Source organism: Candidatus Korarchaeota archaeon NZ13-K (assembly GCA_003344655.1).
Taxonomy (GTDB): domain Archaea; phylum Korarchaeota; class Korarchaeia; order Korarchaeales; family Korarchaeaceae; genus Korarchaeum.
Genome location: MAIU01000008.1, coordinates 19,582 through 30,450, shown reverse-complemented (window position 1 = coordinate 30,450; position 10,869 = coordinate 19,582). Strand labels below are relative to the sequence as shown.

General features: G+C 53.7%; 11 protein-coding genes and 1 tRNA gene. 2 read left to right on the top strand and 10 right to left on the bottom strand.

Annotated elements, in window-relative coordinates; all coding sequences use genetic code 11:
• From BA066_02200 to BA066_02190, 3 genes are all read right to left on the bottom strand, one after another.
• Positions 1 to 267, bottom strand: a 267-nt coding sequence (locus tag BA066_02200) for a hypothetical protein (GenBank protein RDD53892.1), incomplete at its 3' end; no start/stop codon positions are given.
• 20 nt (positions 268 to 287) lie between these two features.
• Positions 288 to 364: transfer RNA gene (locus BA066_02195), tRNA-Asp, on the bottom strand.
• A 37-nt stretch (positions 365 to 401) separates the two neighbouring features.
• Positions 402 to 1,289 carry a deoxyribonuclease IV gene (locus BA066_02190; GenBank protein ID RDD53891.1) on the bottom strand — a complete coding sequence of 296 codons (888 nt, stop codon included), beginning with the start codon at positions 1,287 to 1,289 and terminating at the stop codon, positions 402 to 404.
• A 251-nt stretch (positions 1,290 to 1,540) separates the two neighbouring features.
• Here BA066_02190 and BA066_02185 point away from each other — a divergent pair, with 251 nt between their 5' ends.
• Positions 1,541 to 2,605 (top strand): radical SAM protein, encoded by a 1,065-nt coding sequence (locus BA066_02185; GenBank protein RDD53899.1) that lies wholly within the window; start codon positions 1,541 to 1,543, stop codon positions 2,603 to 2,605.
• Here BA066_02185 and BA066_02180 read toward each other — a convergent pair.
• Entirely contained in the window at positions 2,595 to 3,176 is a 582-nt protein-coding gene (locus BA066_02180) for a dephospho-CoA kinase (GenBank protein ID RDD53890.1), read from the bottom strand. The genes BA066_02185 and BA066_02180 overlap by 11 nt on opposite strands.
• 70 nt (positions 3,177 to 3,246) lie before the next feature.
• Here BA066_02180 and cas6 point away from each other — a divergent pair, with 70 nt between their 5' ends.
• A complete protein-coding gene (gene cas6 / locus BA066_02175; protein ID RDD53889.1) occupies positions 3,247 to 4,062 on the top strand; it encodes a CRISPR-associated endoribonuclease Cas6 in 816 nt (271 codons plus the stop codon).
• Positions 4,063 to 4,065: 3 nt separating this feature from the next.
• Here the strand turns inward: cas6 and BA066_02170 are convergent, their stop codons facing one another.
• From BA066_02170 to BA066_02145, 6 genes are all read right to left on the bottom strand, one after another.
• Positions 4,066 to 4,458 (bottom strand): hypothetical protein, encoded by a 393-nt coding sequence (locus tag BA066_02170; GenBank protein ID RDD53888.1) that lies wholly within the window; start codon positions 4,456 to 4,458, stop codon positions 4,066 to 4,068.
• Between the two features lie 422 nt (positions 4,459 to 4,880).
• Positions 4,881 to 5,921, bottom strand: coding sequence for a hypothetical protein (locus BA066_02165; protein RDD53887.1), 1,041 nt, complete (start codon positions 5,919 to 5,921; stop codon positions 4,881 to 4,883).
• Positions 5,922 to 6,176: 255 nt separating this feature from the next.
• Positions 6,177 to 7,457 carry an aspartate aminotransferase family protein gene (locus BA066_02160; protein RDD53886.1) on the bottom strand — a complete coding sequence of 427 codons (1,281 nt, stop codon included), beginning with the start codon at positions 7,455 to 7,457 and terminating at the stop codon, positions 6,177 to 6,179.
• 79 nt (positions 7,458 to 7,536) lie between these two features.
• Positions 7,537 to 8,259, bottom strand: a complete 723-nt coding sequence (locus tag BA066_02155; GenBank protein ID RDD53885.1) for an ABC transporter ATP-binding protein — start codon at positions 8,257 to 8,259, stop codon at positions 7,537 to 7,539.
• 7 nt (positions 8,260 to 8,266) lie between these two features.
• Positions 8,267 to 9,034, bottom strand: a complete 768-nt coding sequence (locus BA066_02150) for an ABC transporter ATP-binding protein (GenBank protein ID RDD53898.1) — start codon at positions 9,032 to 9,034, stop codon at positions 8,267 to 8,269.
• Between the two features lie 343 nt (positions 9,035 to 9,377).
• Positions 9,378 to 10,739 (bottom strand): ABC transporter substrate-binding protein, encoded by a 1,362-nt coding sequence (locus tag BA066_02145; protein ID RDD53884.1) that lies wholly within the window; start codon positions 10,737 to 10,739, stop codon positions 9,378 to 9,380.
• Positions 10,740 to 10,869 lie beyond the last annotated feature (130 nt).

Genomic DNA, 10,869 nt, shown 5'->3' with positions numbered 1-10,869 from the left:
CACCTTGGGCAGGGGCAGGTTGAACCTCTCAACGGCCGTCAGGAAGGGGACCAGCTTGCCATCGGGGAGTCCCACCAGCACGGGAACCCCCTCCAGGTAATAGACCTTAGCAATCCCCTCCTTGAATGGGACCTCCAGGACCTGTAGGGAGATCTTCCTCCTCTGGAAAACGGCATCCATCCCGGGGATCTCAGCCACGGATCTATCGATGATCTCCCTGCTCTCCTTCAACGTCAAGAAGTACTTCCTGAATTTTATGACCCTCACCCCTCAGGTTTGGTAATTGATGGCGCCCGGGCCGGGATTTGAACCCGGGTCTGGGGCTCGACAGGCCCCTATGCTGGCCGGGCTACACCACCCGGGCACCCGGCCTGATGTGGTGTCCTCAATTATAAATATTTTCATCCGCGCCTCCCGGCGATCCGATCGTAGATGCTCTTCATCTTAAGGGAATCCCTCTCGAGGGATGGGGACTCGGATATGATGACCCATCTGATGCCTAGCTCCGCTATTATATCTGCGAGGGGCTCGTATGGAGGCCCGTATCCGGATCCCAGGTCATGGTGCATCCTCTCCCCCACCCCGGCCTTAGCTATCTCGACCTCCGTGAAGTGAATCAATAACCCATCGAGATGGCCCAGCCTCCCCTCGATCTCCCCCAGCACCCTCTCGTAGTCCTCCCTGCCCCTTATCACGCCACCCTCCCTGGCATGGATGTGCGCGAAGTCTATGGTTGGGACGACTCCTTCCACCTCCTCGGCCATAGAGAGGACCTCATCCAGCGATCCCAGCTGGGATGGCTTGCCCGTTGTCTCAGGGCCGAGCTCAACATTCACGCCCAGCGCAATGAGCTCCTCCCTGATCCGCTCGAGCTGTTTGATCGCATACCTCAGGGCTTCCTCCCTCCCCATGCTCCCGTAGTAGCCCGGGTGGAATGTCACGTGCAGGGCTCCCATCTTGTCCGCGGCCACGGCGGATTCCACAACCCTCCTGGCGCTGGCCTCGCCCTTCTCCTTGGAGCAGAGGTTTATTGCGTAGGGGGCATGTAAGGAGAGCAGGATGTCATTCTCCTCGGCCTCCCTCCTTATCCACCTCAGCAGCTCTTCGCTCTTGGGTATCGCTCTCACAGCCTGGTACTCCATCGCATCCAAACCCACTTCCCTGAGGTAGGAGAAGGCTCTCTCCTTGGGGGAGTCGATGGGATAGCCGGCAGGGCCGAACCTGACCCTATCCAGGATCACATGGACCCTAGGAGGGAGGAGTATATAATCCGCATCCCTGAGTGTCATGTGGGCGTTGAGACCCGCAAGCTAGAACTCGTCTCGAAAGGACCCTCGGGACGAAAAGTATATATTCGCCATCATCCCACTGAATAGCGGGTCACCCGGCCCTTCGCGGGCTTAGCCCCTCCGCGGGCTAGCGCGGCATACCGCCGGGGGAAGGGGCCCAGGATTGGCCCCGTTAATGGCGTCCATCGGGACGCCATCCCCTCCGTACTCAGCGCCGGGTGACCCCCACCTCCGCCTCCCCGGTGGGGAAGATGTGGTTTCTGAGGCCAGATTGCATCGCCGCCTTCGAGGACAGGGAGATCAGGGACTCCCTGCCGCGTTACATTGAGGTGGTTGAGGGGAGAAAACCCCCGCTCTTCAAACTTTCCAAGCTGATCCGAGTTGATCTGAGGGACGATCCATGGGAGGCCCATGAGGAGGGACTGAGGGTCCTCAGGGAGGCCTTAGAGAGTGATAGCATCCCTAAGGGTGATGAGGGACAGGTCTCCCTTCTGGACCTGAAGGCCTACCTCTCACTTGAGGTGGCGAGGGGCTGCAGGTTCTGCGAGTGGAGGTGCGGGGTGAACAGGCTGGAGGGAGAGAGGGGCGTCTGCAGGGTCAGGGAGACCAGGGTCGCGAGTCACTTCATTCACATGGGGGAGGAGCCACCGGTGAGCCCCTCCGGTACCATATTCTTCTCGGGGTGCAACTTCAAGTGCTTGTACTGCCAGAACTGGGACATATCCCAGTTCCCTGATTCCGGTGAGGGCATCTCCCCTCAGAAGCTGGCCAGGATCATGGACGATCTCAGGAGGAGAGGGGCTAGGAACATAAATCTGGTCGGGGGAGAGCCGACACCCAACATACACACCATAATATTGTCTCTCCGCTACGCTTCAGAGGACTTCCCTGTGATATGGAATTCCAACATGTACCTGAGCGAGGTCGGGATGAGGCTGATCTTGGGCATAGTGGATCTCTGGCTCCCGGACTTCAAGTACTGGAACGATGAGTGCGCTAGAAGGCTGAGCGGCATCCCGAGATACTCCGAGGTGGTCAAGAGGAACCTCTCCTTGGCCTACGAATTCCCGCCCGGGGAGATCATAATCAGGCACCTGGTCCTGCCCGCTCATGTGGACTGCTGCACGAGGCCCTCACTGGAATGGATAGCCGCTAACGTTCCTAGGGCCCTGGTGAACGTGATGGATCAGTACAGACCCGAGTACAGGGCCTCGGAGCTTCCCGAGATCAACAGGAGGCCGAGCAGCAGTGAGCTGAGGGAGGCTTTCGAGACGGCCGAGAGGTTGGGACTGAGGTGGAAGTCCGTCAGCCGGTGATTATTGAGACCACCCTCCACTTCACCTCCTCCAGGCATCCATCGTTCAGGACGAAGTGGTCGGCGCATGCTATGGCGTCCCCGAGGTGGAACGCGATTATCTCCTCCCTGTCATCCCTGAGGAACTCCGAGTAGGACGACCTGTCGAATCCCCCCCTCATTCTCGCGCTTGTCCTGATAAATCTTATCTTTTTTGATGTAAGAACTGCTATAGTAATAACATCATCACCGAATTCTCTGACGAATTCATCTATTTCCTCGACGTTCCTTACGCCGTTGACGACGAAGCATCGGGGAGGGGGCGAGCTCATTATCACATCTATGGCGAGCCTGGCCAAAGCACCCCTCCCCATCCTCTCCCTCAGCTCCAAGCCCAGGGATCTCATGTTCTCGCGTGTCTCGCTGAGGCCTCTTCTCCTCAGCTCCTCAAGTAGCAAATCGCTCATCCTGATCACCCTGTACCCCAGGAGATCCCCTATGGCCCTAGAGATCTCATCCTTCCCGCTCCCCGGAAGCCCGACTATCAGAACTATTGGCTTACCCAGGCACTTTTCAGATCCGCCGCCGATCATGCAGATCCGCGGATCTTAACCCGAGATTCCCTTTTAATATGGAACCGGTGCTTCGGAGGGGGATTAAATCATGATCTCGATAATAGAGATCGAGGCCACCAGCCAGGGAGATGGCGTATTACCGTTCACGGGGCCATTTCTCAGGGCAGCTCTGCTGAGATCGATATCCTCACAGGACCCTCTGCTGGCTAAGGCACTGGAGATGTCCTCTAAGAAGATATTCGTCGAGGCTTTCAGGAGGGAGAGGAAGCAGATGCCCTGCGGCTCCCTCGAGGAGTCGGTCTACATGGGATCTGAGTACAGGGGTTCCGTGATAGTGTTCGACGACGAGGTCGTGAGCGAGGCCATCAGATCATGGATATTCAAGAAGCCAACCATAGTTATAAAGGAAATTCCATTTAAAGTAACTGGGTATACATATCAAGAAATAAATATAACAGACTTCATTCAGGAAAAACCATGCAGGAGCTTCAGGCTCCGCTTCCTGACCCCCACCTGCTTCAGGAGGGCCACCTCCCAGTACTGCTACCTCTACCCCAATCCCAGGATGATAGTGTCATCACTGGCATCGGCTTGGAACGCGCTCTCCCCAAAGAAGGGACCAGAGACCAGGTTGATCGCAACGTGGGCTGACCTGAGCGTCGTGGAAACTGGCTACGAGCTCTGCACAACTAAGCCCGTTGATATGGGAGGGGAGAGGACCTTCGTCGGATTCTTGGGCTGGGTGAATTACAAGGTGATAGATCATCCCGAGTGGCAGAGATCGTCTCATGAGGAGATGGCCACCTGGCTCAACACCCTGCTCATGTTCGGTGAGCTGATAGGGGTGGGTCACATGAGGAACATGGGCTTCGGCAGGATCAAGTTCGAGGTCAAGAGGAAATGAGCTTCAGGCGATGGTCTCCACCAACTTACCCTCAATCCTCTCGGAGAGCAAGATGCCGCTCCTTAGCTCTATAGCCTTATGATGGTTTGCCCTGAAGATCCTCTTCAGCTCCCAGAACACCCTCCAGGTGCTCAGGGAATCCTTGCAGGAGGATATGGAGACGGTCACGCTCCCGGACTCGGGCCAAGTGTGAACTGCGGCGTGGGACTCACCTATTATGGCGATGCTCAGGACCCCTCCATTTGGCTTCTTCTTGGTCAGGACGTCGAATAGCGTCAGTCCGGAGCTCAGAACGGACTCGATGAGCGCGCTTTCCACGAACTCGATGCTCTCCAGTAGATCTCTGCTGACGCCGAAGAGCTCGCCTATCACATGGTACTCGAAGGCCCTCACCATTTTTACCCTCACCTCCGCCTCCCTGTGCTGAAAATACCAGATGATTTATTTAAAAAGATTGCGATTCCTCGCCTGCTGGCTTCAATTAGCTGAAAAATCTCTGGAGATCCTCAACTTCTCCGGCGATCCGATGAGCAAGGTGCCCCTCTAAAGCCGAGCGTCAATCAGAATTCTGAATTGAAGGAAGTAGAGCTTTGCAAAATTTATAGAAGCCAAAGACCATAATATAGATACCTATGCTTATGATCACCAATCAAAGGCTCTAGTTCCCCGAAATAAGGAACTAGATTGCTCTTGATGGTTTGAAAGTGAGTATCCCCCCCATATGGGGGGAGGGGGGATTAAAAAGGATCCGTTCGCGAGTCGGCTCGCACCGGTCTGGGCTGGGCATGAGGGGATACTCACGCGGGATGTGGGTGAAGCTAGAAGAAGCCCTCCAGACTGCCGCTGAGGCTGTACTCCTCCCCTAATACGTTTCTCAGCATTCTGCTGAGGGTCTCGCTCTTCAGATTGACCTCTGGCTCTTCCGATAGGATATCTCCCTTCTTGGAGAGCCAATCATCCAATATCCTCCTGCTGCAGCGCACCATGACTTCCTTCCATCCGGTGATGTCATCCAGATCCAGCTCGATCTCAACGGGAACCCTGCCGAGCTCGTTGTAGTACTCCTTGCTCAGCCCCTCCCCTGACGGGTTCCTCTCGAAGGAGTAGAATATCCATCCTAGGGAGACGAAGTGAGATACCTCCGCGGTCCTCCCGGAGAGGTTGAACTCGTCCTGCCTGAAGGAGACGAACTCGTCAACTCTGACCAGCTGATGTATCTTATCATATATAACCTGCGCTTCATCCTCGATGATCCTTATGGCCTCAAGCCCCAATGAGAACTGCTTCCTGAAATCCTCAACGGACCAGCTTCCCAGAAGCACGCTAATCCTCCCAGCCACGCTCACACCCTCATCCCTCAAGTAACCCAGTATAGATTCCAGAACAAGCTGTATCTCCTCCCCGGACCTCTCCCCTATGACAGAGGGCTCCGACTGAGATCTCATGATCTCCGCGAAGTCATCCCCCTGCCAGATCCCGATCTCCTTGATCCTGGCGAGGACCTTCCTCACGACGGCCGCTGAGGATAGAGGATCCAGCAGCAGGGATGGGTTCTGGGAGAAGGCTGAGGCCACCGTGCCGCCAGCTATCCTCCCAAGCGCCCACATGGAATCAAGTATCCTCCAGCCATCCCCCTCCCTCACGAGTATCATGGGGCTCAGCCTGCCAGATCTAACAACATCAGGAATAGGCCTGAAATCTATGAGAAGGCCGCTCTTCACCTGATTGTTATCCACTGTGAGGTCCCTCAGTAGGAGGAGGGAGAGACCTCCTCTCATATCTATTATCCATGGGGAATCCTCCCTGACAGCCCTTATGATGTAATCAGCGTATCTGTTCCTCCTGATCTTATGTGACATTTAGTTGGAGACACCTCCCTCACAGCTGATATCAGCCGGTAAGGAGTATATAACTTCGCCGCCCGTTCGGCGCGAGAGGTCCGACCTCAAGCTTATATTTCGAGGTAAGGCGAGCATCAGGGGAATGAAATAGCCATCCCAGAATGATGGGGACGGGATGATCTACCCAGGGGTAATTGACCCCCACTTTTTGGTTCACTTCCCTCAAGGGGGACGCGCTGTGTTGGTCAAAAATTTTTAGGATGATGGGATGTCTCAGAGGGACTTCATGACATCTATCATGTCATCGGTCATCTTATCCGCCTGCTCCATCGTGACCACGAGCGGGGGTTGGATCCTCACCACGTTGTTGAATATCCCTCCGGTCCCTATTATGTAACCTCTCTTGAACATCTCCTCCCTCACCCTCTTCGTCGCCTCCGGGTCAGGCTTCTTGCCGTCCTTGACGATCTCGACACCTATGAAGAGCCCCCTCCCTCTCACCTCTCCTATCATCCTGAGGGATGCGTCCCTCAACTTGCTCATTATGAAATTCCCAACCTTAAGGGCATTCTCATGCAATCTCTCCTCCAGCAGAACCTCTATTCCGGCCAGACCTGCCGCGCAGGCAACCGGATTTCCTGAGAAAGTGACGTTATGGTCTCCAGGCTCCCAGGCCTTATCGACCTCCTCCGTCGTCATTATCCCACCCAGCGGGAGGCCCGCACCCAAAGCCTTGGCCATAGTCATGATATCGGCGCTCACGTTCTCCCACTCATGCCCGAATATCTTCCCAGTCCTTCCGAAACCGCTCTGAACCTCATCCACGATCAGCAGAACGTCGTTCTCCCTACATATCTTCTCAAGCTCCTTCAACCATCCGTCAGGGGGAACTATTATGCCCCCCTCTCCTATCACGGGTTCCACTATAACGGCGGCCGTGTTCTCGGGACCAAGGCGGTATCTGATGTACTCATCAACCTTCTCGAGCGTGTAACTCTTGCAGGTCTCCACATCCCCGGGGAACCTGTAACAGTAGGGCGTGGGTAGGTGCACAATGCCTGGATAGCTGGCGAAGTGCCCCATTAGCCTCTTGTACTTGTGGGATGCCGTCAGGGTGAGCGTCAATCCCCCTCTCCCGTGGAACGCGCAGTCGAACGCTATCACATAGGCGCCGGTCCCGCCCTTGACCTTCACGGAATACTTCTTCGCGAGCTTTATAGCGCTCTCAACTGCCTCAGTCCCACTGTTAGCGTAGTAAGTCTTCTTCAGGTTTCCAGGGGCGATTTCAGCCAATTTCTTAGCTAGAAGAACCGCAGGAACGTTGTAGTAAAGCATTGAGACATGAGCGAGTTTCTCCATCTGCTCCTGAACAGCCTTGACTATTTTAGGATGAGAGTGCCCGTAATTGACCACCCCTATTCCTGAAAGGAAGTCCAAATATTTCCTGCCATCCACGTCCCACATCTCGATTCCCTTGGCCCTCTCGAATATCACTGGGTATGTTATCGGGTAAGCCGATTGAAGGAAACGCCTGGCCTCCTCCAAGCCGAGCATCGAGACACCCACTCTGTTGTCAAGTTTAATTTAAAAACTTATTGGTCCGGCTGGATGCTGTTTAAAGAAATGGTGTGTTTTATCTCATTATCCCAAGATATAGTTTAGAAAATTGAGGATCATTCAGAAGATCCCTGGGGTCTCCCTCAAACCTCACCTCACCGCTGACCAATAGATAAGCTCTATCCCCTATTTCCAATGCTTTTTTAGCATTTTGCTCCACCATTATCACTGTTTGTTTCAGATGATCCCTCAGCTCAACGATCTTACTCAGAACTTGCTTGACCACTATGGGTGCGAGGTCCGTGGTCATCTCATCCAACAGTAGGACCTTGGGCCTCCTCATCAGGGCTATTCCTATAGCGAGCATCCTCCTCTCCCCACCGCTGAGGGTGCCAGCCTTCCTCGCCAGTAGCTCCCTCAACTTCGGGAATAGTTCGATCACCTCATGGACCCTCTCCTCCAGCTCATCTCTATCCAGCAGGTATCCAGCCATTCTGAGGTTCTCTTCGACTGTAAGGCCAGAAGCGACATTTCCATATTGAGGTAAGTAAGCCAGACCCATCCTGGCTTTCTTATATGTGGGGAGCTTCGTGACGTCCCTCCCCTCGAACCTCACGATTCCGGAGTGTATTGTAGCAGCACCCATTATACTGTTTAAAAGAGTCGTCTTACCAGCGCCATTAGGTCCAACTATCACAGTAATATCCCCAGCTTCAGCGTAAAAGTTAACATTAAACAGTATCCTGAGTTTCCCGTACCCGGAGGTGAGGTTCTCTACCTCCACGATCCGCTCAGGCATTTCCCATTCACCCTAGATATACCTCTGTGACTTTAGGATCGTTTAAAACATCTTCAGGTGTTCCCTGTGATATTATGACCCCTCTGTCCATCACGTAGACGTGCTCAGCGAATGGAAGGGCTATATCTATCCTATGCTCTATCAGGAGCAATGTGATGTTGAGGTCCCTCCTCAGATTATCGAGGTAGCCCAGTATATCGTTCGCATACGATGGATCAACACCCCCTATCGGCTCATCTAGCGCGATGAGCTTAGCCCCGGCTGCCAGCGCTCTTGCGACCTCTAGCATCTTTAGCTGACCTCCTCCGAGTTTGAAAGCCTCTCTGTCCCAAAGATCGTCCAAGCCAACCCTCTTAAGTATGTTCATCGCCCTCCTCACATTCTCTTCCTCTTCCTTGATCCATGAGCGCCTCAATGGGGCCATCAGGGGGTTCTCACCGCGATTCTTCATAGCCACCAAGACGTTTTCGAGTACGCTGAGCCTCAGGAAGGGAGTTGGTATCTGGAAGGTTCTTATGAACCCGAGCTCGTATATCTTATGTGGAGGCCAACCCGTTATATCCCTACCTTCGAAGAATATCCTGCCCTCATCGGGCTTCAACATCCCAGAGCACAGGTTTATCAGCGTGGTCTTCCCGGAACCATTGGGCCCCATTATCATCGTAATGGTCCCCCTCCTTACTTCCAAGGAGACGTCATTGACAGCGATTAATCCACCGAACCTCTTGGTCAGGTTCTTAGTTGACAGCACGCTCTGTTTTTGATCCCCCTCCATCTGAAGATCACCCAGCGCTAACGACATGACGCCTGAGGGAGGAAATTTAATCATTGGTGTGCCAGGGTCTTCACATATCGGTGAGGCTTACGTCTCCCAATTCGGATAATTGAGTGGGTAAAGATGGAGTATATCACTTTAGGCATTATCATGTTTTGCTTAATGAATGTAGGTGCTATCGCGGAGGAGTTTAGAAGGCATCCCGCATTCGGGCGCCTTAACATCTACATCCCTGTTATGATGAACGCTTGATGGTGATTTTATTTTTCTTTCAAAACAAAAATATAAGAGTATAAATTATTAATAATCCTCCTACAGTAAAAAAGGTAAAAATATTACGGTACTACTTCCTGCCGATGAGCTTTAGGAACTCGTCAGTCCATGTCACGCTTCCTGTCTCGTAGGAGTAACCTCCAGCCAGTTTCCATTCGTACTTCCCATCGGATGGCACCACCATCCAGAACATGTAATCCGAGAAGGCCCTGTCCCCATTCTCGTTCAGCTTGAACACGCCTGTTGCCCCATACCATCTTTGAGTTAATGAGGGCAGCACCTTAGCCACTGAAACGGGATCGTACTCATCAACCATGTTTAGGGCGACTGCTACGAGCCATAGGGCATCGTATGAAGCGTAAGCATAGCTCTCAGGTAGCCTTCCCAACTGCCTCTTAACCTCAGAGGCGATCCTCTCTTGCAACGGTGAGGGTGTACCGAACATGGGACTTATGAACTTGGTCTCATAGGAGAACTTAGCAGCTTTTTCATTCGTCTGTATATCTCCCAACAGAGCTGTGCCATCAGAGCCGATCCACCTAACCTTCCATAGGACCTCATACTGTGATGCGGCAGCCACGAACTGAACATACTCCCCGAAGCCAGCGTAGTAAACCCCAACCTTATCCGCCCCATGCTCCCTAACTAGCTCCTTTACGATGTTCGCCAGCTGGGAAGCTATAGTGGTGAACTCCTTGGTATCGGGATCATACCTGATTCCCTTCCCGTTGCCCTTCCCCAGCACCTCCCCCTTCTCACCACTATCCCCTAGCAACTTGGTGAAGGCCCTCTCATAGGAATCGACTAGCCCATCCCCCCAGGCGTCTCCCCTCCAGACAGCTACCACATACCTCACCCCGAGATCGAATGTGGCCCTCGCTGAGGCGGCACCTTGGAACTCATCAGGGGGGCAGAACCTGTAGATCATATCGTTCGGAATGGCGAGAGCCGGAGAAGTCGAGCTCTGCGATATCATGAGCAATTTATTGGCATCAGCATAACCCTTGACCTCTTTGACCTCGGAGCTTGCCATGGGTCCTATGAATATCTTCACTCCTCTGGAATGGAGGGCCTGCACCTTGTCCAATGCCTGCTTGGGATCTAGGGCGGTGTCCTCGAACAATACCTTGACTCGCCATTTCGCCCCTATTTGCTCTAACCAATCATTAACGTCCTTCTCTGCCAGTTTAAGCACAACCATGTCGTTCTCAGCAAATGAGCCCAGGGGCCCTGTGAGGGGGAGAAGGGCTCCTATGTAAACCTCCCCACTCAACCCAGTCGCCTGACTCACAGCGGAAGTGACTGTCTCTGTCTTCGTGACGGTTGTGACGCCCTCTCCTCCCTTGGTCATGTACCCTAGACCGAATCCGATGAGAAGAAAAACCAGCAATAAGGCATATGCCACCCTGTTGCTCATAGGACTGACCTCCACGTGATGGCTGGGGGACGGATCCGAGCCCTTAGTTTTTTACCATTATGTGTGGTTCGGGCTCCACTGTGGTCCCCTCAGCGTCGGCCACATCAACCTGATCGCATGAAATGGCGATGTTTCATCCGACTTC